We start from the raw sequence: 26,008 nt of genomic DNA on the forward strand, positions 1-26,008 counted from the left end.
CCCAACGGTAGGCAAACTTCCAGGGATACGAGATGCAAAACGGTCAGCCCAACAACACCCATCCACTGCCGCATTCGGCACATGGCATGGGCACGCTCATGGTCCGGTTCGTCGGACTGCTGACGGTTGCGGTGGTGCTGATGACGCTGATCTGGAACAGCTGACCGGCGACGGGCGACCACAGTCGCCTAGTTCCAAGGGCTGGTAAGTGCTGGTATGATCCAGCGCCATGGTTAGCAAAGCCTGACCTTATTCGACGGACGACGTGCTCTCGAGCGTGTAGCCGCCATCGGCATAACCCTTCACCACCATCGCAGTCGTCAGCATCACGCAAAGCGTGACGGTAGCGAAAATAAAGCCGACAAGTTTCAGGTGACTGCGATCTGCCATGGACGTGCCCTCGGTACTTCCCCTAGGTCTCATATGGCAGGCAGAAAGTTCAAAATGTGTTAGCAAATAAATTGCTTCGCAGAATGGTAAACTGCGCCCGGACCAAGACACGGTTCGCTAAGCATACCGGCTCGGGTCAAGAACCCGCATTCCGCCGCGGCACGAACGCGGTGGCCAAGAACGAGTACACCTGTTCGCCGCGCTGGTTGGCGCCGGTATTGCGGGCCTGCAGGATGCCCCATTCGGGACGCTTCTCCGACGTACGCTTGGTTTCGACGACACTCGAAAAACTGACGGTGTCACCGGCCAATACCGGCCTGATCCAGCGCAGTTCGCGAAAGCCGGGCGACGGTCCCCAGACCGCAACTTCCTCGCCGCGCGCAAGGGCCTCCCGCGTCAGGCGCTGGCCGTCGGCGACCAAGAGCTTCATGCAGACCGAGCCGACATGCCATCCTGACGCCGCCAACCCGCCGAACAGCGATTGGCGTCCCGCCTCCTCGTCGAGGTGAAACGCCTGCGGATCGAACTGTGCGGCGAATTGCTTGATCAGCTCGGCGGTGAAGGTGAACGATCCGAGCTCACGCCGCGAACCGATTTCAATGTCCTCAAAGAAACGCATCGAAGATCCTATTCCGCCGCGGCATCGGCGCGACGACGCACGATGATCGGCGACACCATCTCGCACAGCGTCACGCCGGCGGCGTTCTTGACCACGCCCTTGAACGTCACGATGCCGGTCTCGGGACGGCTGCGCGAGACTCGCGCCTCCGCGACCTCGATATCGAGCGTCAGATCATCGCCCGGCCGCAGAGGTGAGAGCCAGCGCATCTCGTTGACTCCAGGCGAGCCCATCGACGCGGTGCGGCCGATGAAGCCGTCGAACATTATCCGCATCATGAGCGAGCAAAGATGCCAGCCCGACCCGGAGAGGCCCTTCAGCATCGACTTGGCTGCGGCCGCTTCGTCCAGATGCATCGGCTGCGGGTCGTACTCCGCAGCGTAAGCCAGGATCTCCTCGCGCGTGACGTGGCGCGGTCCGAACGTACCGAAATGGCCGGGTTTGAAATCTTCGAAGGTGAGCATTGTCATGAGGGGATTTTACAGTGCGGAAGCCCGATTGTGGCCGTTATTTGCAGCAATCTCAACCCGCCCACCCGCATGGCTCGTGCCCGACGGGGCGAACACCGTCGCAACCAGTGCCCGCCTTCGGCTTGCTCGGGACCGCATTCGGAGCTAGGCCCTGTGCTCTCAGGAGCAAAGCTGGACGCGAATCACTTTCGACTTGCCGGGAGAACCACCGATGTTCGATTTTCAGGATCTGTTTCAGTGGGACCGTTTTATCACGCCCACGATCATCAAGACCTTTTACTGGCTGGTGATCGGCCTGATCGTGCTGTTCGGCATATCCGGCATTTTCTCAGGCCTCGCCGCGATGGCGATCAGCCCGTTCGGCGGATTCATCGTGCTGCTGTCCTCGATCGCCAGCGTCGTGGTCGGCGTGGTGTTCTCACGCATCGCCGCAGAATTCATCCTGATCGTATTCCGCATCAACGAGCACCTCGGCGCGATCCGCGACCAGGGCCAGACGCATTAGGATCTCTCAAGTATTGAACCTGAAATGCATGACGTCGCCGTCAGCGACGACGTATTCCTTGCCTTCCAGCCGCAGCTTGCCGGCATCGCGCGCGCCGGCTTCGCCACCCAGCGCGACATAGTCGGCATAGGCGATCGTCTCGGCGCGGATAAAGCCCTTTTCGAAATCGGTATGGATCACGCCGGCCGCCGCAGGCCCCTTGGTGCCGCGGTTGATGGTCCAGGCGCGGGCCTCCTTCGGCCCGACGGTGAAATAGGTGATCAGGTCGAGCAGCTGGTAGCCGGCGCGGATCAGCCGGTCGAGACCGGCCTCCTCGAGGCCGAGCGTATCGAGGAACTCGGCACGCTCCTCGCGTGACAGCGTCGCGATCTCGGATTCGATCTTGGCCGAAATCGCCACCGCGACCGCGCCCTCTTTCCTGGCGTGGTCGAACACCGCTTTGGAGAAGCTGTTGCCGTCCTTGGCCGAGCCTTCCTCGACGTTGCAGACATAGAGCACCGGCTTGGACGTCAGCAGGCCGAGCATGCCAAAGGCTCGCTCTTCTTCCGCCTTGCGTTCGAGGAACCGCGCCGGCTTGCCGTCGCGCAGCAGCACCAGCGCGCGGTTGACGAGGTCGAGCTGTTCCTTGGCGTCCTTGTCGTTGCCCTTGGCCTTCTTGGTGAGGTTGTCGACGCGCTTTTCGAGGCTGTCGAGATCGGCCAGCATCAGCTCGGTCTCGATGGTCTCGATATCCGCCAGTGGCGCGATCTTGCCTTCGACATGGGTAATGTCGGAATCCTCAAAGCAGCGCACTACATGCGCCACCGCGTCGACCTCGCGGATGGTGGCGAGAAACTGGTTGCCGAGGCCCTCGCCCTTGGAGGCACCGCGCACCAGGCCCGCGATATCGACGAAGGTCAGCCGCGTCGGGATGATCTGCGCTGATTTGGCGATCTCCGACAGCTTGTCGAGCCTGGGATCAGGCACCGCCACCTCGCCAACATTCGGCTCAATGGTGCAGAACGGATAATTCGCCGCCTGCGCCGCGGCAGTCTCGGTCAGCGCGTTGAACAGCGTCGACTTGCCGACATTGGGCAGGCCTACGATACCGCATTTGAATCCCATGACGTGTCCTGAAGTCTGTTGCTGGCGGTCGGCGGCGCGTTACACAGCGCCGTCATCGCCCTTGTCTAAAAATCCCTTGGCTTGCAGCGCCAGGTGCACCTTGTTCTGAAACGTCGAAGCACGCTCGGTCGCGAGCAAGCCGGCATTGTCGGCGACCGCCTCGCACAGCGCCTCGACCCAGGGCCGATCGCTCTTGGCGAAATCCGACAGCACGTGGCTGTGTACCAGCTCCTTGACGCCGGGATGACCGATCCCGAGCCGCACCCGGCGATAGTCGTTGCCGATATGCGAGGAGATCGAGCGCAACCCGTTATGGCCGGCAATGCCGCCACCGACCTTGACGCGCACTTTCGCCGGCGGCAGTTCGAGCTCGTCCTGAAACACGATGATCTCACCGACCCCGAGCTTGAAAAAGTTCGCGGCTTCCTGCACCGCGCGCCCGGACTCGTTCATGTAGGTCGTGGGCTTGAGCAGGACCACGCGCTCGCGTTCAAGCGTGCCTTCCGACGTCTCGCCCTGAAAACGGCGGCGCCATGGTGCGAAACCATGACGCCGCGCAATTTCATCGACGACCGCGAAACCGATATTATGCCGGTTGTTCGCGTACTTCGTGCCGGGATTACCGAGGCCGACAAACAGGCGCATGACGCGGCATCCCGCGTTCGCTTACTTCTTCTTGTCGCCGCCAGGCGCCTTGGCGCCAGCCGCGGGCGCCTTCGCACCCGCCGCCGGAGCAGCAGCACCCGCTGCGGGCGCAGCAGCCGCACCCGCCGCCGGAGCAGCACCCGGAGCCGCAGCACCGCCAGCAGCAGCCGCCGCAGCCGCCTTGAGTTCTTCGGCGTAGCCGGACGGCGGCACGATGGTCACCAGCGTCGCGTCTTCACGCGACAGCGACTTGACGCCGGCGGGCAGCTTGATGTCGGACAGATGCAGCGAATGGCTGATTTCCAGCGCGCCGGCATCGGCCTCGACATACTGCGGAATGTTGTCGACCGAGCATTCGAGATCGATGGTGTGGGTGACGATGTTGACCGTGCCGCCACGCTTGACGCCCGGCGAGGTTTCGCCGTTCACCACATGCAGGGGAACGCTGACGCGGATGGTGGCGCCTTCACCGAGCCGCATGAAGTCGACATGCAGCGGGAAGTCGCGCACCGGATCGAGATGGAAGTCGCGTGGAATCACGCGGTGCTTCTTGCCCTCGAGATCGATGTCGTAAATCGTGGTCAGGAACCGGCCGGCCAGAATGCGCTGGCGCAGTTCGGCATCGTCGACCGAGATGGTCACGGGGGGCTGGTTGTTGCCATAGATCACTCCGGGAACTCTCCCGGCGCGACGCTCTGCCCGGGCGGCCCCCTTGCCGCTCTGCGGACGCGCGGTCGCCTTCAATTCCTTGACGGTCGCCATCGTGTTAAGTCCTTGTTTTCTAAAAAGTTAAAGGCCGCAACGCGGCCCGGTAGCGTCCGACAGCAAGCCTCCAGGGGTGCGGGGGCTGCGGACGTGGCGGGCTTTTAGCCCCAAAGCGTCAAAATGACAAGGAAATCAGGGGATTTTTCTGCCCCTGCCGTTTCCGGGAGAAAGGGCCGATCGGCTACCCGTTCGACCTTCAGCTGGTCGCCGGCTGAGAACCCCCGAGCCTGGCTTCCAGCGCTTCGATGCGGGCCTTCAGCGCCTCGTTCTCCTCGCGCGCCAGCCGGGCCATGTCCTTGACCGCATCAAACTCCTCGCGCTTGACGAGGTCGAGGTCGCGCAGGATGCGTTCGGCCTGGTTGCGAACGACCGCATCGACCTCGCGCTTGACGCCCTGGGCGGCGCCGGCAGCGTCGTTCATCAAACGGCCGATCTCGTCGAAAAACCGATTGTTGGTCTGGGTCATCGCTAAACGCTCCGGTCGCTGCAACTGGATCTGTTTCCACCAAGACAATGGCGATCCAAACGCCCAGGTTCAAGAGTGCCGTTCAACGCCAAGGTGATGTCCGCTTGCCTTGTCATGCCCTCCTTTCCTTGCAATCGTAGCGGGCGCCCACCCCAGAACCAAAATCAGAAAACAGAAACGCACATGATCGACCAGCAGATCGACATCCAGACCAAGGACGGCAAGACCACCACTTTCATCACCCATCCCGAACGCGGCGGACCGTTTCCCGTCATCCTGTTCTACATGGACGCGCCGGCGATCCGCGAGGAACTGCGGGACATGGCACGGCGGCTCGCAACGTCAGGCTATTACGTGATGCTGCCCAATATGTATTACCGCTCCGGCGTGATGGAGCTGGGGCCGATTCCGCCGGACCCGGAGGCGCCCGAGCGCAAGCGGATGTTCGAGTTCATGGCCTCGATCAATATCCCGATGGTGATGGAGGACACCAAGGCCCTGCTCGCCTATGCCGCGACTCAAAAGGCCGCGAACACTGCCATCGTCGGTACCGTCGGCTACTGCATGAGCGGCCGCTACGCGGTCAACGCGGCGACGCATTTTCCGGACCAGGTGAAAGCCGCAGCCTCGATCTACGGCACGCATCTGGCGACCGACCAGCCGGACAGCCCGCATATTGCCGCCGGCAAGACCAAGGCCGAATTGTATTTCGCCTGCGCTGAAACCGACATCTACGCACCGGCTGAAATCATCGAGCAGCTGAAGCAGGGCATGAAAGGATCGAACAACGAGGTCGAGATCTATCCCGGCACCCATCACGGCTTCGCCTTCCCGAAGCGGCCGGTCTATCACCGCGACGCCGCCGAGCGGCATTGGGAACGGCTGCTGGCGCTCTATCGCCGCAACCTCGCCACCTGATCGCAAGGTTCCGATGTAAGGGTCGCCGCCGATTTTCGGCGTGGCCTATGCCGTCTACACCAAAGCCCTGTGAGCCAGATGCCCTTTCTGACCATCGCCTTTCCGGTATTCGATCCGATCGCGCTCTCGATCGGACCGATCGCGATCCGCTGGTATGCGCTGGCCTATATCGGCGGCATCGTGCTGGGATGGATTTACGCGCGGTCGCTGGTCAAAAATGAGAGATTATGGGGCGGGCCGGCGCCGATCACGCTGGTGCAGCTCGATGATTTCATCCTGTGGGTCACGATCGGCATCATCGTCGGCGGCCGCACCGGCTACGTGCTGTTTTACAATCCCGCCTATTTTGCGCAGCACCCGGCCGAGATTCTCGAATTGTGGAACGGCGGCATGTCCTTTCATGGCGGCTTCCTCGGCTGCGTCGCCGCGGTGATGCTGTTCTGCCGCAAACACGGCATCTCGATCCTGTCGCTTGGCGACATCACCACCGGCGTCGGGCCGATCGGATTGTTCCTCGGGCGGCTCGCCAACTTCATCAACAGCGAGTTATGGGGCCGGCCGGCCGATTCCAGCGTGCCGTGGAGGATGGTGTTCCCAAATGGCGGGCCACTGCCGCGCCACCCCAGCCAGCTCTATGAGGCGGCGCTCGAGGGCATCCTGCTGTTTACGATCTTGGCGGTCATGATTCGGATGGGCGCCCTGAAACGGCCGGGCCTGATCCTCGGCAGTTTCATCGCGATCTACGCAATTGCCCGAATAATAAGCGAGTTCTTCCGTGAGCCGGACCCGCAGCTTGGATTTTTGTGGGGCGGGCTGACTATGGGTATGCTGTTGTCGGTGCCGATGATCATTGCCGGAGCCATCCTGATGGTGATGGCATGGCGCAAGGCGCCGGAGCATTCGCAGAAGTCAATTTAACGCAAGGCAGGCCGTGACCGAACTTTCGCCGCTGCAGTCCGAGATCAGGAAGCTGATCCAATCGTCAGGCCCGATGCCGGTCTGGCGGTACATGGAATTGTGCCTGATGCATCCCGAGCACGGCTACTACGTGTCGCGCGATCCGCTCGGCCGCGAGGGCGACTTCACCACCGCGCCCGAAGTAAGCCAGATGTTCGGCGAACTGCTCGGATTGTGGGCCGCTTCGGTCTGGAGGGCGATCGGCTCGCCGCCGGCGCTGCGGCTGGTCGAACTCGGGCCCGGCCGCGGCACCATGATGGCGGACGCGCTGCGCGCGTTGCGGGTGCTGCCGCCGCTCTATCAGTCGCTGAGCACGCACCTCGTCGAGATCAATCCGGTGCTGCGCGAGAAGCAGCGCGCGACGCTGTCGGGCGTGCGCAATCTCAGCTGGCACGACAGCATCGACGACGTGCCCGAGGGCCCTGCGGTCATTTTCGCCAACGAATATTTCGACGTGCTGCCGATCCACCAGGTGGTGAAGCGCGAGACCGGCTGGCACGAGCGCGTGGTCAAGCTCGACGACGGCGGCAAGCTGGTATTCGCGGCCGCCGACGAGCCGACGCCCCGCTTCGAGGTGCTGCTGCCGCCGCTGGTGCGGGCCGCCCCGGTCGGCGCCGTGTTCGAATGGCGGCCCGACGCCGAGATCATGAAGATCGCCAGGCGCGTGCGCGAACAGGACGGCGCGGCGCTGATCATCGATTACGGCCATCTGCGCAGCGACGCCGGCGACACCTTCCAGGCCATCGCCCGCCACAGCTTCGCCGATCCCCTGAAGAATCCAGGACAGGCCGACGTGACCGCCCATGTCGATTTCCAGGCGCTGGTGCGCGCCGCCGAAGATATGGGCGCGCGCACCCACGGCCCGGTGACGCAGGGCGAGTTCCTCAAGCGGCTCGGCATCGAGACCCGCGCGTTGACGCTGATGGGCAAGACCACGCCGGAAGTATCCGCCGATATTTCCAATGCGCTGAAGCGGCTGACCGATAGCGGCCGCGGCGGCATGGGTTCGATGTTCAAGGTGCTGGCGATCACCGAGCCGCATCTCACCTCGGTGGCGGGCCTGTCCGACGAACAGGCCGCTGCCGACGAAGAGGCGTCATGACCTACGGATCGTCGTTGCTTTCGGCCATTCCGGGCTTGCGCCACGCTTTCTTCAGCCGCGAGGGCGGCGTATCCGGCGGGATTTACGAGGGCCTCAATGGCGGCCTCGGGTCGAACGATGATGCCGCCCACGTCGCGGAAAATCGCCGCCGGATGGCCGAGCAGATGGGCGTCGCACCGGATCGCCTTGTCAGCCTGCATCAGATCCATTCGCCCGACGCCGTGGTGGCGACCGGGCCATGGACCGGGGACAAGCCGCGCGGCGACGCCCTGGTCACCCGCACCGAAGGCCTTGCGATCGGCGTCACCGCAGCCGATTGCGGGCCGATCCTGTTCGTCGATCCCACGGCGCGCGTGATCGGCGCGGCCCATGCCGGCTGGAAGGGGGCGCTGACCGGAATCATCGAATCCACCGTGGATGCGATGGAAAGGCTCGGCGCCGACCGCAGCGGCACGGTCGCGGCGATCGGCCCTCTGATCCGCCAGCACTCCTACGAAGTCGGCGGCGAATTCGTCGAGCGTTTTCTGGATGCCGACGCCGGCAATGCCGCCTACTTCATTGCCTCGGAGCGCGCCGGGCATTCGATGTTCGACCTTGCCGGCTACATCCGGATGCGGCTGGAAAATGCCGGCGTCCTGATGATCGATGACATCGGCGTCGACACCTATTCCGACGAACGCTTCTACAGCTACCGCCGCTCGGTGCATCGCAAAGAGCCGGATTACGGACGGCATGTTCACGCCATCGCCTTGGAACCGTGATTGGGTTTGAACCATTGCTGTGGCTCCCCTGCCCTAGACCTTAATGCTTTTTAACGATATCGGGGGGCAATGAGGGACCTCATCCCAACCTCCTGCCTGCGAGCCCCGCGCGCGATGATCGCCGCGGCGCTGCTCGCCGTTTCCTGTGCGCTCGGCGGCTGCGCCGGTGGCGGCGCGGCGAGCGGATCGTTCGCGATGGCGAGCAGCAGCGCTGGCGGCGGCTCGACCGTGGCGTTCGAATCGATCGACGGTCCGCCGCCGCACGTCTTCGACCGCATGGTCGGGGTCATCGACAGCGAATCGAAACTGCGGAACCTGCAGATCGTCTCGCGCGAGGGCGGCGCTTCCTACCGCGTGCGCAGCTATCTCTCGGCGCAGGTGGTGCGCGGCAAGACCATGATCGCCTGGGTCTGGGACGTCTACGACAACAACCAGCAGCGCGCGCTGCGGCTGTCCGGCGAGGAACCGGCGGGCAAGGCCGGACGCGACGCCTGGGCCGCCGCCGACGATCTCGTGCTGCGGAAAATCGCGCAGGCCGGCCTTAGCGGCCTCAGCGGCATGATCAACGGCGCGCCGGAAGCACCGCAGCCCGCGCCGGCCCCCTCGCCCCGCGGCTCCGCGGTTGCGAGCATGGAGCAGATCCCACCCGCCGAGGGTGCATTCGGTGTCGCCGCGCTCGGCTTCAGCAGCCATTAAGCCTACCCCGTAAAGTCCCGTATCGGCTCATTTTTAACCGGGAAAACAGCCGCGACGGGTTGCCAGCCGCGCCACCTGCCTGATATCTCCTCGCGCATCGAAACCCGCCGGGCTACAGGTATCCGAGATGCTGAACGTCGTATCCAGCAAGGCGCGGGGAGAGGCCTCGATGTCCGCCAAGAACGGCTCCATCAAGCTGGTCGCCGGCAATTCGAACCCTGCTTTGGCGAAGGCCATCGCCGAAGGGCTGAATCTGCCGCTGACCAAGGCCAGCGTCCGCCGCTTTGCCGATAACGAAATCTTCGTCGAGGTGCTCGAGAACGTGCGCGGCTCGGACGCGTTCATCATCCAGTCGACGTCGTTTCCGGCCAACGACCATCTGATGGAATTGCTGATCATCACCGATGCGCTGCGCCGCTCATCCGCGCGCCGCATCACGGCGGTGATCCCCTATTTCGGCTACGCCAGGCAGGACCGCAAGGTCGGCTCGCGCGCGCCGATTTCGGCCAAGCTGGTGGCCAATCTGATCACGCATGCCGGCATCGATCGCGTCATGACGCTCGACCTGCATGCCGGCCAGATCCAAGGCTTCTTCGACATCCCGACCGACAATCTCTACGCCTCGCCGCTGATGGTGCGCGACATCAAGGAGCGCTTCGACCTCGCCAATGTGATGGTGGTGTCGCCCGACGTCGGCGGCGTGGTGCGCGCCCGCGGCCTCTCCAAGCGGATCAACGCGCCGCTCGCCATCATCGACAAGCGCCGCGAACGCGCCGGCGAATCCGAAGTCATGAACGTGATCGGCGACTGCGCCGGTTATACCTGCATCCTGATCGACGACATCGTCGATTCCGGCGGCACGCTGGTGAACGCGGCCGACGCCCTGATCGCCAACGGCGCCAAGGAAGTCTACGCCTACATCTCCCATGGCGTGCTGTCGGGCGGCGCCGCCGCGCGCATCGCCGGCTCCAGGCTGAAAGAGCTCGTCATCACCGACTCGATCCTGCCGACGGAAGCGGTCAACAAAGCCGCCAACATCCGCACGCTCTCGATCGCGCCGCTGATCGCCGAAGCCATCGGCCGCACCGCGGCGGAAGAGTCGGTTTCGAGTTTGTTTGATTGAGGGGCGGCGTCGCCGCGTCATTGCGAGCACCGGGTCGCGCGAATGCGCGCCCAATGACAGGCTCCGCAAAGCAATCCATTCTCTCTTGCGTGGCGGCATGGATGCTTCGCTGCGCTCGCAATGACCGGGATGGTGTAGCTCCAACTAGAGCTGTCATCCCCGCGGAGGCGGGGATCCAGTACCCCGCGGCCTATCGGTTCAATCATGAGCGTCTCTGGAATACTGGATCACCCGCATGCGCGGGTGATGACAGCTGGATATGAGTTCGCATTCTCGCGACGCATTGCGCCCGAGGTTTGCTGGAAACTCCCGCCCTCTCATCGAGAGGGCGCAGGGAAGACCGGGTGCGCGCTGCACCCGCGGTCTCGCGTGCGGTTAGCACAAGAAATGCTGCACACGAGCATACAGGGCAGCGGAGAACACCCGGCCTTCCCTGCGCAATGGCTTTACGGCTTATGCCGTGCTCTCCCCGGAGACGAGTTCTTGGTTGACTCCGTCGCTGCCGTTCAGCTCTCGCCTACCCGACAGCTTGACACCTGCAACGGGCGCCAGGACCACACGGTTTTGCCGTACGCCTGTCCACGCCGTCGTCGAGGCGTAAACCAGCGTCCACCGCAACCCGCCCAACGTCCGTGACGACGGCCGACGCCCTTCTGACCAGGACGGGATGGGCAAAGATATGCACCTGATTTTCGTTCTGGTAAACAGAAATATTTTTTATTTCGGGGCTTGACACGACTTCCGTAAATCAGAAGTGATTTGCCCGTCGGGTTGTTTTGTCGCAGGCGACGACGACATTTGAGATTGCGAGCGATGCGACTCAGGCACTGAAGCTCGCCCCGAACTCGCTCTGTTCCCTCCCCCCTTGCGGGGGAGGGCTAGGGAGAGGGGTTCTCACGGGCAGTCTCGCTTGTGGCCACCCCTCTCCCCAACCCTCCCCCGCAAGGGGGGAGGGAGCCGACCATTCGTGTGGCGCAAGCTCGGCATCATTGCGTAGGATGGATGCGCATCAGTTGGCCCTGCACTCGACCCATCCTAAGTGCCGCGCCAGAGGCCGAGACAGCCCGCAGGATTTTCCGCATGACCATCCCATTCAAGACCATTCGCGCACGCGCCGAGAAGCGCAAGGGCGGGCCGAAGGCGCTGCAGCAGCTGCTGCCGCCCAAGCCGGAGGCGAAGGCGCTCGCCAAACTCGGCGACGACCGGGTTCTCGCCGAGATGACCAAGCGGGTGTTTTCGGCGGGCTTTGCCTGGAGCGTGATCGAGAACAAATGGCCCGGCTTCGAGAAGGCGTTCCTCGGCTTCAAGCCCGGGCCGCTGACGCTGCAGGCGGACGAATTCTGGGACGCGCTGATGAAGGACACCCGCATCGTGCGCAACGGCGCCAAGATCATGTCGGTGCGATCAAATGCGGCTTTCGTGCGCGAGATCGCCAAAGAGCACGGCAGCTTCGGCAAGTTCCTCGCGAACTGGCCCTCCTCAGATCAGGCGGGACTTCTCGACCTGCTCGCAAAACGCGGCAGCCGGCTCGGCGGCAACACCGGCCAGATGATGCTGCGCTTTATCGGCTTCGACGGCTTCGTCACGTCGAAGGACATGGTGGCGTGCCTGCGCGAGTCCGGCCTAGATATCGCCGAGACCGTGACCTCGAAGCGCGACCTTGCCAAGGTGCAGGCGCAGTTCAACGCCTGGGCCGAGGAAACCGGCCTGCCTTACGTGCAGCTCTCACGCATCTGCGCGATGTCGGCCGGAGAGAATTACAGCAACGAGACGCTGGCGCGGTTCTTGGGTGGGGAGGAATGAAGATCTGAGGTCGGGGGTTTCCCTTATCAGGACACAGGCCTTCGCCGCCATCAGCCCGCCGCGCGCCGCGGCATCTGCTCCGGCTTGGCTTCGGAAGGCTGCGGGAGGTGCATCAGGATGGTTTGCCCGGCGGATGCGATTTCGATTCCGGCGTCCTGGAATTTTTGCTTCATGCGCCGGTTGAACTCGCGCTGCACCGGCCAGCGGCCGCTGTCGGTGCAACGGATCTGACCGACGATCGAGACCATCGAACCGTCGACCTTGTCGACGCCCCACAATTCGAGATCGCCGCGGATCGCGTGACGGTATGCGTCCTCGCGCCGCATCTCGGCGACGATGTCCTTGAGGATCTGCCCGGCGCGGTCGGTGTCTTCCTTGTAGGAAACATTGACACTGACGGACGCATTGCCGGCGCCGCGGCTGGAATTGGTGAGCGTCGTCACCGCGCTGAAGGGAACGATGTGCACCGACCCGTCGCCGGCCCGCAAGCGAATGGTGCGGATCGAGACATTCTCGACCGTGCCGGACAGGCCCGACACCGTGACGTTGTCGCCGACCTGGACGGTGTTCTCCAGGAGGAGAAACAGCCCGGTGATGAGGTCCTGCACCAGCTTCTGCGAACCGAAGCCGATGGCGATGCCGACGATGCCGGCGCCGGCCAGCAGCGGCGCGACGTTGACGCCGATTTCGCTGAGCGTGGTCAGACCGACCACCGTGACGATCAGGCACAGCAGCGCGGTGCGCAGCATCGGCTGGAACGTGCGCAGCCGCGCCGCGCGCGCGTAATGCCCCTCGCGCGACAGCGCATTGACCTGACGATCCATCAGCGCGTTGCTGATCTCCCAGATCGCGGCGGCCGCGAGCGCAGCGATGCCGATCGTCACCACCGCCGACAGCAGCCGGCTGCCGATCTGTCCGCCGTAGAACCAGACGATGGCGTCGATGCCCCATACTTCGAGCAGTGCGACGAAGCCCATGAAGGCGATGACCGAAGCGACGATCTTGCGCAGCAGCGGCAGATAGCGGTTGGCGCGGGTCTCCAGACCCGGGAAGCGCTGCAGAATCTCGGGGCGGATGCGGAAGCCTCGGTCGATCAGGCTCAGCACCACGATGATCGCGAGCCTTGCAATCAGGATGACGGCGATGCCGCCCACGAAATACTGCAACAGCAGCGAATAGCCGTTGCGGATGTGCAGCGCCCACACCGTCCACAGCGCGAGGTCGAGCGCGATTGCAGGATAGTGCCACACACCGGCAATGCGGTTGCGTATCTGGGCGGCCGCACCCGTGCGACCGTGAGGCGCGCGAACGGCGGCGGCGATCTGGCGGCGGCATTGCAGGATGATGACCACGATAAAGAGATGCACGACCAGCATCACGAGGCGCAGCAGCGCGGCATAGCCGCCGCGGCTCAGCCCGAGCAGCTGCGCCACGTTTGCAAAGGCGATGCCGGACACGCCGACCGCGACGATGCGCCGGACCCAGATCTCGATATAGGCCGCGGTCTCGGCGCGGACCCGAAACAGGCCGTACGGCCCAGCCAGCGCCCGCGCAGCACAGATCAGCGCGCGCGACAGCGCATAGCCATTGACGACCGCCTGGATGGCAAGCCGGACCGTCGGGCGATCGCCGATCTCGGTGCTCAGCAGCATGGTAGAAACGCCGACGAAGACCAGCACCGGCAGCAGTTCGAGCGCGAGCCGCCCCAGCACGAACGGCAACCTGATCAGCGACTGCCAGGCCCGCGCCAGGCTGAGACGCCGCCGGTGCGACGCCGGCTCCACGGTGACGCCAGCGGCGGAGGACGGCGGATCGACCATTGCCAGCGTCTGCGCCGGGGCGCGCGCGGTTTGCGGCAACCGCGCTTCCAACAGCGCCACTGGCCGCTTGATCAGGCGGAACACCAGCCATTCGGCGGCGAAAGCGCAGCCGAACACCAGCGCCAGTTTCCATGCGATGTCGAAGATCTGGCCGTAAGCCGCGGGATCGTTGACGGTTCGCAGGAACCAATAATAGAACGCCGGAAAATGCGTCACCGAGCGCACCAGATAGGTGACTTCGCGCGATATATCGCCGACCTGTTCGGAGACCGTCAGCAGCAATTGCGCGCCAAGACTGTCAGCGGTGAGCGGGATGGCCGGCTTCGCTTCGGGCGCGGGCTCGGCGGCCTGCGGCGATGAAGACGCACCCGCAATCGCCCGCAGCGTGTCGATCATCTGCGCGCGCTTCTTGTCGTCCTGCAGCGTCTCCAGCGCCCGCTTCGCCTGATCGGGCGTCAGCGCGTTGGTGCTGTTGGCCGCCGGGGCAGCGGCGGTCGGCGCGGTGTTGGATTGGGCAAGCGCCGCGGGGCAGGCAAACAGCGCGCACACGAGCAGCAGCGAGGGCAGGAATTTGTGCGACATCGAGGCCCCTTTTAAATGCGCACGACGGCAAAACCGGAACCGGTTTGCCGCCGCGCCAGCGTCATGTCGGAGAGCCCTTTTCGCCGCCATCATGTGTCGGAAGTTTGCCATGGAGACGACTTTCTCTTGGCAATTTGCTCATGGCATTTCACGAATGCCACGTCACACAAATGTCGCAGCAATTAATCGCGCGACGTCGCCTGCCTGCGGATGGTGAAGAAAAAATACAGCAACACCGGCAGGGACAGCGAGGTCCATGACAGGCCGTCCCACCAGCCGTCACCGACGAGGGCCGCAACAAGGCCCACGGTGGAGAGGATGCCTATCAGTATAGGCAGCGAAAAGATTTGCCGCAGCGTCCGATGGTTTCTCAAGCGATCACCTGGACAGCACGGGCGTATCCAGGGCGGAACCCTGGGCGATGGCGCGATCGACGCTGACGCCGGCCTTGCGCCGGCGCAGCCAGAGATAGACCCCTGTCCCCAACACGATGATCGTCAGCACGTCGAGCAGCGCCCAGAGGATCTTCAGCGGCATGCCGCCATAGTCGCCAAAATGCAGCGGCTGCGAAATGAACAGCGTGGTGACGTACCAGGGCATGTCGCGGCTGTCGGTCAGCTTGCCGGTTTCCGCATCGATCAAGGCCGGCTTGAGCAGGCGCGAGGTCACAGGTGTGTCGCCCTTCAGGAACACCGCATAATGACTCTTGCTGCTGAACAGCGTTCCGGGGAAGGCGACGAAGCTCGGCGTCATGCCCGGCACCGCGTCGGCGGCGACGGTCACCGCCGATTGCAGCGAGGTCAGCTTGGTCGGCGGCGCACGGTCTTTGTACTGCGACGTCATCTCGGCAAGCTGGCCATATTGCCACATCTTCAGGACAAGATCCGCCCAGGTGTTGATGACGCCGGTGAAGCCGACCACGAGCGTCCACATCACGAGCAGAATGCCCGCCAGATTGTGGATGTCGAGCCAGCGCACGATGCGCGGGCGCTGGCTGCGGTAGGTGCCGAAGTCAAGTTTCCGCATCGACGGCGCGTAGACCACGATGCCGGAGATGATCGCGACACAGAACAGGATCCCCATCAGGCCAAGAAACAGCTTGCCCGGCAAACCCGCAAACATGTCGGTGTGCAGCTTCAGCATGATGTAGGTGAAACGCCCGGTGACGTCGGGCGAATCGAGATAAGCGCCGGTGTGCGAATCCATCCGGACGAAACGATTGTTGGTCGGATCCGACGTGAGGGACTCGCCGACGCTGACGAACATCGCGTTGGGATCGTCGCGGTCCCAGATCAGGAAATGCGGCACCGGCATATTCTTCGGCGCATTCGCCATCGCGTTGGCCAGCAGCTTGTCCAGATCGGCGAACGGTGTGCCGGGCGCGACCTCGGCCGGCTTCACCTCGCTGTGCAGCAGCTCGTCGATCTCATGATGAAAGATCAGCGGCAGGCCGGTGATGCACAGCATCAGCATGAAAATCGTGCAGATGAGGCTCGTCCATTTATGGACGGCGCCCCATCTGCGAAGGGATCTGGTCGCTGGCGTCAATTGACTCTTCCTCTGTCCCGATAGGGTGCCGGTGCCATTCACAGCCCCGGCATCCCGACGTCCGAGCTCAATACTTCGTAACAAGCGCTGGCGGCTTTGGGGTTTCCCCCCAGCGATAGGTCAGTGTCGCGAGGACGGTGCGGGGCTGACCCAGCGCGCAGAAAGCAAGGCCGGTGAAGCAATTCGTCACGTGATAGGTGTTGCCGATGTTGATGGCGTTGACCCTCAGATGAAGACCGCGCCAATCACGGTTCAGATAGCTGAAGTCGTACGTCAGCGCCGCATCGAACAGCGTATAGCCGGGGACCCTGATCAGGTTGGCGTCGTCGCCGAACAAGCTCCCCGTGTATCGGACGCCCCCTCCCAACCCAAGGCCCGCGACCGGTCCCCCGGTAAACTTGTAGAGCCCCCACAGGAATGCACTATCGCGATTCACGCTCGCAACGTCCTTGCCGATGATGGCAGGATCTACGTGATCCTCCACGATCGGTATGAGATGGGAGCCGCCGGCAATGATGTCGAAATTGTCCGTAACGCTCGCACGGAAGTCGGCTTCCACCCCCTTGACGCGGATTGCGCCAACCTGGAACGGAACGAATGTCGGCGTGTTCACCACGACATTCTTCTGGGTCATGTCAAAGATCGCAGCCGTGAACAGCATACTGGTGCCGGGTGGGGCGAATTTGATGCCCGCCTCGATTCCCTCTCCCGTCGTGGGCTTGAAGGGTTGTCCCGTTGCCGAAGTAAGCGACAATCCTGCGACCGGCTCGAACGACGTGGAATAACTGATGTAGGGAGCCAGGCCGATATCGAACACGTAGTTGAGACCAACCCTTCCGGTGAACGCAGAATCATCCTGGGGGACATTCACGTTGGCGAGCCTGTTGGTTGTCTCGGCAGTCGCACGGTCATGACGTCCCGTCAGGACCAGATTCCAGCGATCCAGCTTGATCTGGTCCTGAATGTAGACGCCCATCTGGTCCTTGTTTGTCGACGTGTTGATGAACGGGATCAGCCCGGCCTTGGTCGGCAGCGGCGTCGCATTATAGACCGGGTTGTAGACATCGATCGGGAAGCCGGGGAAAGTCCCGCGGTAGTCCGTATCGACTCTGGTTGTCTGGTAGTCCAGGCCGGCCAATACCTTGTGACGCAGCCAGCCCGTGTTGAAATCCGCCTGCAGTTGGTTGTCGATCGCGAAATTCTTCGTGCTGCCGCCAACAAAATTCGCATCGCGCAAGGTGATGCGTTGCGCCGGATCGAAAGCACCCGCGCAGGCGGGATGGCCGCCCGCGACAGGGCAAAGCGTCCCGGCATTGCGCATCGAAAATATATCAATATCGACCGACGCCACCCGCATGTTCTGGCGGAACTCGAGGCCCTCGTTGAAGCGATGCTTGAACTCGTAGCCGATCATGGCCTGGTCATACCCGATCCGGTCGAACGCCGGTTCGCCGGTATACCTACTGACGGGAATTCGACCGTTGGGATTGGCGAGGAGCGTACCGTACGCCGGCAGGTACTGATGGACCTGGCCGTTGAGGCGGTCCCGCTGCGCGCTGGCCAGCACGGTGAGGCTGGTGTCGGTGGTCGGCTGCCACGTGAAGCTCGGCGCTATGAAATAGCGTTGCTCCTTGTTCATGTCGACGAACGTGTCGCTTTCGCGCGCCAGGCCGACGAAGCGATAGAGAAATTCGCGATTCTTGTCGATGGGACCGGAGACATCGAAGGCCCCCTGAATCCGATTGAAGCTGCCGGTTTGTGCCTCTACCTCGCCGCGCTGCTCAGTGGTCGGGCGCTTGCTCACCATGTTGAGAATGCCGCCGGGAGAGGCCTGGCCGTAAATGCCCGATGCGGGGCCCTTGAGAACCTCGATTCGTTCGAGCCCGTACGGCTCTGTCCTCGGCTGAGCGAACTGGATCGTCGTATCGTAAGGCAGGCGCAGGCCGTCAAGATAACGCGGCGCGACAAAGCCACGGATCTTGACCTCGGTGTCGAACACGGACGCCGCGCCGTACAAGCTGCCCTGCGTCCCCGACGTATACCGAATGGCCTCTGCGACGCTCTGCGCGCCTTGTTGCTCGATCTGCTGCCGAGGTACGACATTGATGGACTGCGGCGTTTCGAGAATCGGCGTGTCGGTCTTGGTTCCGGTTGCGCTCTGCCGCGCGACAATCCCGTTAACCGGGCCGTTGGCGCGTTCTCTTGCGGGACCGCCACCGGCGTTCTGTTCCACCACCTGCTGCCGGGTGGGTGCCGCGACCTGCCTGGTCGCGCGTTGCGACCTTGCGGCCCTTCTCGCCGGCTGGGTTGGACGTGCCGCCTGCGGCTTCGGGGCATCGACGGTGACGGGCGGCAAGGTCTGGCCGGACTGCGCGTGAACCTCCCCGATCTGCATGCTCAACCCGAATACGGTTACGCAGAAGAACGCCTTCGACGCCGCGCCCCACGCCGACGGCTGTACAGAATCACGCATCAGTCTCACCCCGTTCACTAATCCCCATTCACGAGAGATCAGATTTGATTTTTGGATGCCTTTGCGTATGCGCAAAAAACCTTTGATCGTGCGTCGACACTCTCCAAGTTCAACGCAGGAACTCGCCGCCCCGGTCACGCATCGGCGCAGCACGATGCCGCCAGCCGCCGTGCATGCGGCCCGGTTCCCCCGTGGGAATGCGGTGATGTCAGGACAGTCCGTCGCGCTGGCAGCTGCTCGGCACGTAGCCAAAATGCCGGCGGAACGCCGTGGAAAAATTCGCCGGATTGGCGTAGCCCACGGCATAGGCCGCCTCGGTGACCGACAATCCCTGATGCAGCAAGGCTTCGCGCGCCGATTTCAGCCGGCTGGTTCGAAGATATTCCGATGCGCTGACGCCATAGACCCGATGAAATTGCGCGGTGAACGAACGGCGGCTGACGCCGGCATGCCTTGCCAGTTCGGCAATCGTCCAGGGATGCCGCAGATCGGATTCGATCAGCTCCCTGACCGCCTGCAGGCGTAAACGCTTATGGTCGGATACGAGACTGACGCCCTCGTTGCCGCGCAGCGCCAGCATGGCCCGGGCCAACATCTCCGTCGCATGCGCCGACAGCAGCAGCTCGGCGGTCCGGCCGTCGGCCACCGGGGAAATCATCTCCATGGCGATCGCCTTGATCCGGGGCGACGCCTTCAGCGAAGCGACGAAGACGTTTTGGTCCCTGGTGTCGAACAGTCCGATGAATTCATCCATCAGTCCGAGCCGCTCCAGGGACGCGAGGGGAAAGGCGACGCCGGCCGCCTGCATGTGCGCGCCGCGCGGCGCATCGCCGTCCCACAGCGTCGGCTCCTTGAGCGCCATGACCACGAGGGAAGCATCCGAATAGCTGATGCGGGTGGCGCCCTTGCGCGCCCGGCCGCTCCCTGCCCCCTTGAGTATCACGGAGACAAAAAGCCCTGCCTTGATGACGCCTTCAGTACGAATCCGGGTGCTCAGCACCATGTTGTTGCGTTGGAAAAGGCAGCCCGGCGTCTCCAGCCATTGCGTGCGGCTGGCAAAATCTTCCACGATCGACCTGTCATTGTCATCGGGATCGACGATGCGGAACTGCTCGAAAATGTGGTCGTAGATATGCGGCATCAACGCGGTTCGAAAACGCTCATGCCGCCACTATGCAATCTGCGCAGATCGTCCTCAACGACGATCGCCGCATCCAGTTTAGAAGGCCTTGAAAATAGAATCGTTTTAATCGCCTTGCGGTGGATGTGGGCGCAGCCGCGTGCACGCCGCACGCGGCAGCAAGCAGACCCTGACCGGTTCGAATTTCATTCGCCCTCGGCGAAGCCGGCCCGGACGACTTCCTCGCGCTTTCGCCGCAGATGGTTACGCAGGATATGGGCGAGCCCGCCGGCGTCGCGCCGCTGCAGCGCGTTCAGGATTCCTTCGTGCTCCTGGATGGCAAGCGTCCAATGCTCAGGCGACATCGGCGTGATGAACCGTGCCCGCCGTATCCTTGCGGCAATCGACTCATAAAAGCCGGCAAGCACCGCGTTATCGGCCGCGCGAACGATGGCCTCGTGGATCAACCGGTTGCAGCGATAGTACGACAGGAGGTCCTGCGCACGATAATGTTCGACCATGCTGGCCTGCAGCTCGGCAATTTCGCGCAGTTGCGCGTCGGAAATGCGCGGACATGCCAGCTCACCCGCTGCGGCCTCGAGCGCCTCGCAGACTTCAAACAGCTCCTTGACGTCCTTCCGGGTGAGCTTGGCGGCGCGCGAGCCGCGATTGGGCAACAGCACCACGAGCCCTTCGGCCGCGAGCACCTTGAGCGCCTCGCGCAGCGGGGTGCGCGATATCGCGAACGACGCACACAGCTCGCGTTCCGGAATGCGCGCGCCCGGCGGGATTTCGCCCTCCGTCAAGACGTGCCTGAGGCGGGAAACCACCTCGTCATGCATCATATCGAGGTTCTCCTCAGTGACTTCATGGAACCATTTTGAATGCAAAAATGATCCAGACAAAGCAAATTAGACCAGAATTCTATTGCATTAGATAGTTTTTGCATTCAAAAATGCCCTCCACAGCCAAACTGAGGTTCCATCCTGAGGGGTCTGTCAAGAAAATGAATGAAAACGTCACCCCCGACACAGACCTGCTTTACGAGGTCCGCGACGGTATCGGCCGGATTACCTTCAACCGGCCGCAGGCGAGAAACTCGCTGACCTTCGGTATGTATGAGCGGCTGGCCGCGATCTGCGAAGCCGCCGCCGGCGACCGCAGCCTCAAGGTGCTGATCCTCAGCGGCGCGGGCGACAAGGCGTTCGCAGCCGGCACGGACATCAACCAGTTTCGCGCGTTCAAGACTCCGCAAGACGCCATCGGCTACGAAACCAGGATCGACCGCGTGCTGACCACGCTCGAACAATGCGCCGTGCCGACCATTGCGGCGATCAACGGCGCTTGCACCGGCGGCGGCGCCGCGATCGCCGCATGCTGCGACCTGCGCATCGGTACCAGGACCGCGAAATTCGGATTTCCGATCGCGCGCACGCTCGGCAACTGCCTGTCGGCATCCAGTATCGGCCGGCTCTCGGGCCTGATCGGGGCGACGCGGCTCAAGGAGATCATTTTCACCGCGCGCCTGATCGAAGCCGAAGAGGCCGCCGCCATCGCCTTGCTGCATGAGGTCGTGGAGGATCTTTCCGCCCTCGAACGGCGGGCCGATGAACTGGCGCGGCTTGTCGCCGGTCATGCGCCCCTGACGCTGCGTGCCACCAAGCAGGCGCTGCTGCGCGCGCAGCCCAAGCCGGCCGAAGACGAGGACCTGATCCTGATGTGTTACCAAAGCCGGGATTTCCGCGAAGGCATGGATGCCTTCCTCAACAAGCGCCAGCCGCAATGGACCGGCGACTAAGCAACAACAAAAACAACAACAAAGATTGCGGGAGAAACAATGGGTCCGCTGAGTGGATTAAAGGTTGTCGATCTGACGCATGTCATGGCAGGCCCGACCTGCACGCTGATGCTCGCCGACATGGGCGCCGAGGTCATCAAGATCGAAAAGATTCCGGCCGGCGACGACACCCGCTACATGGTTCCTCCCAAGATCGGCGACGTGGCGGCCTCATTCCTGATGATGAACCGCAACAAGAAGGGCATTGCGCTGGATCTGAAGACGCCGGGCGGCGCAAAGGTGCTGCGGCGCCTGATCGAATCGGCGGACGTGCTGGTTGAGAATTTCGGCCCCGGGGTGATGGACAGGCTCGGTTTCGGTTACGCCGATATCAAGAAGGCGCACCCTGCCCTGATCTACTGTTCGCTATCAGGCTTTGGCCGCACCGGCCCGTACAAGCATCGCCGCGGCTTCGATCTGGTGGCGCAGGCGATGAGCGGCATCATGAGCTTCACTGGCGAGCGGTCCGACGGACCACCCGTCAAATGCGGCGCGCCGCTGTCCGACATCACGGCGGGAATTCTCGCAGCCATGGGCATTCTCGCCGCCTATGCGCACCGTCTCAAAACCGGCGAAGGACAATGGGTCGAAACCTCCCTGTTCGAGGCCGCCCTCGTCCAAACCTATTGGCAGGCCGCGATTGCGATGGCCACCGGCGTGGCGCCGAAGGCGATGGGTTCGGCCCATCCGCTCAATGCGCCCTACCAGGCGTTCGAAACATCAGACAAGTGGATCGTGGTCGGCGGCGCCAACCAGAAAAACTGGATGCGCACGCTCGAAGTGCTTGATGCAACCGAACTGGCGCGGGATCCGCGGTTTGCGACCGGCGCCGATCGAATGGGGCATTTGAAGGAACTGGAAGCCGTCCTGACGGCGCGCTTCAAAACCAAATCCGCCGAATATTGGCTGGCTGCGCTCGAGGAGGCCGGCGTCCCCTGCGGGCCCGTCAACGACATGCTGCAGGCTCTCGCCGACCCGCAGACGATCGCGCGTGAAATGGTGGTCGAGGTCGCCCATTCCACGCTCGGCCAAGTCAAGACGATCGGATTGCCGATCAAGTTCTCGCAGACGCCCGGCAAGGTGCGCTCGGGCGCGCCGCTCTACGGCGAGCATACCAATGCAATCCTCGGCGCTTACGGCTTTGACGCCGACGAGATTGCCGCGCTTCACAAGGAGGGCGCGATTGCCGCGCCGGAGTTTGCGAAGGATGAAGTGGGCTGACGCAAAAGCCCGGAAACGCCGATAATAAGAAAATAAAACCAAAATACATGGGAGGACGAGATGTCTCAGAAGCCGACATTCGCTGCGATCGCCTTTGGTCTCGCCATCGGGTTCACGGGAGCGGCAAATGCCGCGTGGCAACCGGCCAAGCCGATCGAATTCATTGCCACGGCGGGCCCGGGCGGCGGCACGGACAATTTCGCCCGCGCGGTCCAGAACATCGTCACCAAATATAAGCTGGTCGAGCAGCCGATCGTCGTCGTCAACAAGGCCGGCGGCAGCGGCGCCGAAGGGTATACCTACACCAAGGCCATGGCCGGCGATCCCTACAAGGTCGTGTTTGGCACATCGAACGCCTGGAACCAGCCGATGGTCTCCAAGGTCGCCTATAACTACACCGACCTGACGCCGATTGCCGCGATGGTGCAGGACGAATTCCTGCTCTGGGTGAAGCAGGATGCGCCATATCAAAACGTGCAGGATTTTCTCAAAGCCGTTGCCGCCAAGCCGCCGGGCGATGTCAAGATGGGTGGCGCGCAATCAAAGGACACCGATGAAACCCTCACCCGCATGATCGACAAGGCGGCCAAGGTGAAATTCGTCTACATTCCCTTCAAGAGCGGCGCCGAAGCCGCGGTGCAACTGGCCGGCGGCCATATCGACGCCCACGTCAACAATCCCAGCGAAAGCATCGGACAGTGGAAGGGCAGCACGCAGCGTCCGCTATGCGCCTTCAGCCCGCAGCGCTTGCCCGACGGACCCAAGGTCACGGCAACGCAGAACTGGCACGATATCCCGACCTGCGTTGAATCCGGCCTGGCCATTCCGCAATTCCAGCAACCGCGCACGGTGTGGCTGCCGGGAAAGGTGACCGCCGATCAGACCGCCTTCTATGTCGATCTGATGAAGAAGGTGCAGGCCACGCCGGAATGGAAGGAATATATCGAGCGGACGTCGCAAACCGACACTTTCCTGATCGGTGATGCCTTCAACAAGTTCATCAAGGAAGACATCGAACGCACCCGCAAGGTTGCTGTCGATGAAGGCTGGCTGATCTCCAACTAGGGTTCGGGCGATGGTCTCTGGACGCAGTCTGGAAGCGGCGACGGCGCTCATTACCGGGGCATTCGGCGCAGCCGTGATCGTCTCCAGCCTCGACAACGGGATCGGCTGGTCCGCCGCCGGCGTCGAGTCCGGCACCTTTCCATTGATCGTCGGCCTCGTCATCCTGGCCGGCAGTCTGTTCAATCTCGTGCAGGGATGGTTGCACGCGCGGGCCGTCATTCTTGGGCCAAGCGAGTTCAGGCGATTGGCGATCCTGTTCGTCCCGGCGGCGGTCTTTGTCGGGGTCATTCCGCTAATCGGGATGTATCCGGCCGCCGCGCTCTATGTGTTCGGAGCGCTGGCCTGGCACAGGCGCGGCTCGCTGCTGGTTCCGGTCCTCGCCGCGATCGGCGCGGCGCTGGCGCTCTATCTGATGTTCGAGAAGACATTCCAGATCTCGTTGCCGCGCGGCGCGCTCGGCACCTGGTTCGGCTTCTAGGGGAGCGCTTCGTTGGAAAATCTCGAAGCCCTGATGCACGGCTTTGGCATCGCGCTGTCAGGCAATCATATTTTCCTGATGGTGATCGGCGTGCTGCTCGGCATTCTGGTCGGCGTACTGCCCGGCCTCGGCGCGCCCAACGGCGTTTCGCTGCTGCTGCCGCTCACCTTCGGAATGCAGCCGGTATCGGCCATCATCCTGCTCTCGTCGATGTATTGGGGCGCCTTGTTCGGCGGCTCGGTCACGTCGATCCTGTTCAACATTCCCGGCGAGCCATCCTCGGTCGCGACCACGTTCGACGGCTATCCGATGGCGCGCGACGGCAGGCCGACCACCGCGCTGGCGACGGCGTTCGGCTCCGCTGCCTTTGGCGCGCTCGTCGGTGTTGTTCTGATTACGCTTGCGGCATCATGGGTGGCGCAAGTGGCGCTGGCCTTTGGGCCACCGGAATATTTCGCGGTCTACTTTCTCGCGTTTGCGAGTTTCATCGGCATGGGCGGCTCGCCGCCGATCAAGACGCTGGTGTCGCTCGCGATCGGCTTTGCCCTGGCGGCCGTCGGGATCGACACGGTCTCCGGCAGCGTGCGGCTCACCATGGGCATCGACGAGATGGTGAAGGGCGTCAGCTTCGTGGTCGCCGTCATGGGCCTGTTCGGGATCGGCGAGTTGATGATTGCCGTGGAAGAGGAATTTCACGTCAAGGCGATCTCCTCCAAGGTGGAGTGGCGTGAAGTCTTCCGTACGCTCGTGGGTCTTCCGAAACATGGCTGGGCGCTGCTGCGTAGTGCGGCGATCGGCTGCTGGATGGGTATCACGCCGGGAGGCCCGACCGCCGCATCGTTCATGAGCTACGGCATCGCCAAGCGTCTTTCGCCCCGGCGCGCGAATTTCGGCAAGGGCGAGCCGGAAGGCATCGTCGCTCCGGAAGCCGCGGACCATGCCGCCGGCACCAGCGCCCTGCTTCCGATGCTGTCGCTGGGCATCCCGGGATCGGCGACCGCGGCCGTCATGATGGGCGGCCTGATGATCTGGGGCCTCAATCCCGGACCGATGCTGTTCGTCGAGCAAAAGGACTTCGTCTGGGGACTGATCGCCTCGATGTATCTCGGCAACGTCGTCGCCGTGGTGCTGGTGCTGCTGACGGTGCCGATCTTCGCGGCGCTGATGCGCGTGCCGTTCTTCATCATTGCACCGGTGATCGTCATCATCTGCACCGTCGGAGCCTATTCGGTTTCCAATTCCTATCTCGACGTCATGTTGATGATGGGATTCGGCGTCCTGGGATATCTGTTCAAGAAGCTTCATTATCCGCTGGCGCCACTGGTGCTCGCGATCGTGATTGGCGACAAGGCGGAAGACGCATTTCGCCAATCCATGCTGATGTCGAAGGGCTCGCTCGGAATATTTTTTGCCAAGCCGCTGGTGACAACGCTGATCCTGCTTGGCGCGGCGCTGCTGCTGATGCCGACAATCTGGCGAACCATCGGCCGGATGATGCCGCGATCAGAGGTGAAGCCATGATCGTCGCACAGAACAGATT

General features: G+C 63.0%; 27 protein-coding genes. 14 read left to right on the forward strand and 13 right to left on the reverse strand.

Annotation, left to right across the window (positions count from 1 at the left end):
* The first annotated feature begins 32 nt into the window (after positions 1-32).
* Entirely contained in the window at positions 33-164 is a 132-nt protein-coding gene (locus tag JQ558_RS37835; protein WP_283813723.1) for a hypothetical protein, read from the forward strand.
* Positions 165-249: 85 nt separating this feature from the next.
* Here JQ558_RS37835 and JQ558_RS09415 read toward each other — a convergent pair whose 3' ends face one another.
* The 3 genes from JQ558_RS09415 to JQ558_RS09425 form a co-directional block, all read right to left on the reverse strand.
* Positions 250-390, reverse strand: coding sequence for a hypothetical protein (locus JQ558_RS09415; RefSeq protein WP_212207194.1), 141 nt, complete (start codon positions 388-390; stop codon positions 250-252).
* A 136-nt stretch (positions 391-526) separates the two neighbouring features.
* Positions 527-1,009: a MaoC family dehydratase gene (locus tag JQ558_RS09420; protein ID WP_212207193.1), complete on the reverse strand. Its 483-nt coding sequence runs from the start codon at positions 1,007-1,009 to the stop codon at positions 527-529.
* An 8-nt stretch (positions 1,010-1,017) separates the two neighbouring features.
* The gene (locus JQ558_RS09425; RefSeq protein ID WP_212293472.1) at positions 1,018-1,479 is read right to left on the reverse strand and encodes a MaoC family dehydratase; all 462 of its coding nucleotides are present in this window, start codon (positions 1,477-1,479) and stop codon (positions 1,018-1,020) included.
* Between the two features lie 211 nt (positions 1,480-1,690).
* On the opposite strand from JQ558_RS09425, the gene JQ558_RS09430 reads away from it, so the two are divergent.
* On the forward strand, positions 1,691-1,984 hold the full coding sequence (locus JQ558_RS09430; RefSeq protein ID WP_192737670.1) for a DUF4282 domain-containing protein: 294 nt from the start codon (positions 1,691-1,693) through the stop codon (positions 1,982-1,984).
* Positions 1,985-1,990: 6 nt separating this feature from the next.
* Here the strand turns inward: JQ558_RS09430 and ychF are convergent, their stop codons facing one another.
* The 4 genes from ychF to JQ558_RS09450 all read right to left on the reverse strand — a co-directional run bounded on the left by ychF (position 1,991) and on the right by JQ558_RS09450 (position 4,964).
* A complete protein-coding gene (gene ychF, locus JQ558_RS09435; protein WP_212207191.1) occupies positions 1,991-3,088 on the reverse strand; it encodes a redox-regulated ATPase YchF in 1,098 nt (365 codons plus the stop codon).
* Between the two features lie 39 nt (positions 3,089-3,127).
* Positions 3,128-3,733, reverse strand: coding sequence for an aminoacyl-tRNA hydrolase (gene pth / locus JQ558_RS09440; RefSeq protein ID WP_212293473.1), 606 nt, complete (start codon positions 3,731-3,733; stop codon positions 3,128-3,130).
* Positions 3,734-3,754: 21 nt separating this feature from the next.
* Positions 3,755-4,495 carry a 50S ribosomal protein L25/general stress protein Ctc gene (locus tag JQ558_RS09445; RefSeq protein ID WP_212207189.1) on the reverse strand — a complete coding sequence of 247 codons (741 nt, stop codon included), beginning with the start codon at positions 4,493-4,495 and terminating at the stop codon, positions 3,755-3,757.
* A 199-nt stretch (positions 4,496-4,694) separates the two neighbouring features.
* The gene (locus JQ558_RS09450; protein ID WP_211998495.1) at positions 4,695-4,964 is read right to left on the reverse strand and encodes an accessory factor UbiK family protein; all 270 of its coding nucleotides are present in this window, start codon (positions 4,962-4,964) and stop codon (positions 4,695-4,697) included.
* 183 nt (positions 4,965-5,147) lie between these two features.
* Between JQ558_RS09450 and JQ558_RS09455 the strand changes: the two genes are divergently transcribed.
* From JQ558_RS09455 to JQ558_RS09485, 7 genes are all read left to right on the forward strand, one after another.
* Entirely contained in the window at positions 5,148-5,882 is a 735-nt protein-coding gene (locus tag JQ558_RS09455; protein WP_212293474.1) for a dienelactone hydrolase family protein, read from the forward strand.
* Between the two features lie 78 nt (positions 5,883-5,960).
* Positions 5,961-6,800, forward strand: coding sequence for a prolipoprotein diacylglyceryl transferase (gene lgt / locus JQ558_RS09460; protein ID WP_212273941.1), 840 nt, complete (start codon positions 5,961-5,963; stop codon positions 6,798-6,800).
* 13 nt (positions 6,801-6,813) lie between these two features.
* Complete coding sequence (locus JQ558_RS09465) at positions 6,814-7,941, forward strand: class I SAM-dependent methyltransferase (RefSeq protein WP_212207186.1); 1,128 nt, start codon at positions 6,814-6,816, stop codon at positions 7,939-7,941.
* The gene (gene pgeF, locus JQ558_RS09470; protein WP_212273942.1) at positions 7,938-8,702 is read left to right on the forward strand and encodes a peptidoglycan editing factor PgeF; all 765 of its coding nucleotides are present in this window, start codon (positions 7,938-7,940) and stop codon (positions 8,700-8,702) included. The genes JQ558_RS09465 and pgeF overlap by 4 nt, the downstream gene beginning before the upstream one ends.
* 69 nt (positions 8,703-8,771) lie before the next feature.
* Positions 8,772-9,398 carry a hypothetical protein gene (locus JQ558_RS09475; protein WP_212293475.1) on the forward strand — a complete coding sequence of 209 codons (627 nt, stop codon included), beginning with the start codon at positions 8,772-8,774 and terminating at the stop codon, positions 9,396-9,398.
* Positions 9,399-9,567: 169 nt separating this feature from the next.
* A complete protein-coding gene (locus JQ558_RS09480) occupies positions 9,568-10,521 on the forward strand; it encodes a ribose-phosphate pyrophosphokinase (protein WP_212273956.1) in 954 nt (317 codons plus the stop codon).
* 1,080 nt (positions 10,522-11,601) lie between these two features.
* A complete protein-coding gene (locus JQ558_RS09485) occupies positions 11,602-12,324 on the forward strand; it encodes a DNA-3-methyladenine glycosylase I (RefSeq protein WP_212293476.1) in 723 nt (240 codons plus the stop codon).
* Between the two features lie 50 nt (positions 12,325-12,374).
* Here JQ558_RS09485 and JQ558_RS09490 read toward each other — a convergent pair whose 3' ends face one another.
* From JQ558_RS09490 to JQ558_RS09515, 6 genes are all read right to left on the reverse strand, one after another.
* Positions 12,375-14,726, reverse strand: a complete 2,352-nt coding sequence (locus JQ558_RS09490; RefSeq protein WP_212293477.1) for a mechanosensitive ion channel domain-containing protein — start codon at positions 14,724-14,726, stop codon at positions 12,375-12,377.
* Between the two features lie 182 nt (positions 14,727-14,908).
* Positions 14,909-15,100, reverse strand: a complete 192-nt coding sequence (locus tag JQ558_RS09495; protein ID WP_212209366.1) for a hypothetical protein — start codon at positions 15,098-15,100, stop codon at positions 14,909-14,911.
* 4 nt (positions 15,101-15,104) lie between these two features.
* Positions 15,105-16,274: a PepSY domain-containing protein gene (locus tag JQ558_RS09500; RefSeq protein ID WP_212293478.1), complete on the reverse strand. Its 1,170-nt coding sequence runs from the start codon at positions 16,272-16,274 to the stop codon at positions 15,105-15,107.
* Positions 16,275-16,341: 67 nt separating this feature from the next.
* Positions 16,342-18,822 (reverse strand): TonB-dependent siderophore receptor, encoded by a 2,481-nt coding sequence (locus JQ558_RS09505; RefSeq protein ID WP_249142403.1) that lies wholly within the window; start codon positions 18,820-18,822, stop codon positions 16,342-16,344.
* 133 nt (positions 18,823-18,955) lie between these two features.
* Positions 18,956-19,888 (reverse strand): helix-turn-helix transcriptional regulator, encoded by a 933-nt coding sequence (locus JQ558_RS09510; RefSeq protein WP_212293479.1) that lies wholly within the window; start codon positions 19,886-19,888, stop codon positions 18,956-18,958.
* Positions 19,889-20,073: 185 nt separating this feature from the next.
* Positions 20,074-20,712, reverse strand: coding sequence for a GntR family transcriptional regulator (locus JQ558_RS09515; protein WP_212036419.1), 639 nt, complete (start codon positions 20,710-20,712; stop codon positions 20,074-20,076).
* 161 nt (positions 20,713-20,873) lie between these two features.
* Between JQ558_RS09515 and JQ558_RS09520 the strand changes: the two genes are divergently transcribed.
* Genes JQ558_RS09520 through JQ558_RS09540 form a run of 5 tightly spaced genes read left to right on the forward strand, consistent with a single transcriptional unit; the run spans position 20,874 to position 25,989 of the window.
* Entirely contained in the window at positions 20,874-21,665 is a 792-nt protein-coding gene (locus JQ558_RS09520) for an enoyl-CoA hydratase/isomerase family protein (RefSeq protein ID WP_212293480.1), read from the forward strand.
* A 39-nt stretch (positions 21,666-21,704) separates the two neighbouring features.
* Positions 21,705-22,925: a CaiB/BaiF CoA-transferase family protein gene (locus tag JQ558_RS09525; protein ID WP_212293481.1), complete on the forward strand. Its 1,221-nt coding sequence runs from the start codon at positions 21,705-21,707 to the stop codon at positions 22,923-22,925.
* A 60-nt stretch (positions 22,926-22,985) separates the two neighbouring features.
* Entirely contained in the window at positions 22,986-23,990 is a 1,005-nt protein-coding gene (locus tag JQ558_RS09530) for a tripartite tricarboxylate transporter substrate binding protein (RefSeq protein WP_192736992.1), read from the forward strand.
* Between the two features lie 10 nt (positions 23,991-24,000).
* Positions 24,001-24,468 carry a tripartite tricarboxylate transporter TctB family protein gene (locus JQ558_RS09535; RefSeq protein ID WP_212293482.1) on the forward strand — a complete coding sequence of 156 codons (468 nt, stop codon included), beginning with the start codon at positions 24,001-24,003 and terminating at the stop codon, positions 24,466-24,468.
* 12 nt (positions 24,469-24,480) lie between these two features.
* Positions 24,481-25,989: a tripartite tricarboxylate transporter permease gene (locus JQ558_RS09540; RefSeq protein ID WP_212209361.1), complete on the forward strand. Its 1,509-nt coding sequence runs from the start codon at positions 24,481-24,483 to the stop codon at positions 25,987-25,989.
* Positions 25,990-26,008: the final 19 nt, after the last annotated feature.

It is taken from the genome of Bradyrhizobium sp. AUGA SZCCT0160, assembly GCF_018130105.1.
Classification (GTDB): domain Bacteria; phylum Pseudomonadota; class Alphaproteobacteria; order Rhizobiales; family Xanthobacteraceae; genus Bradyrhizobium.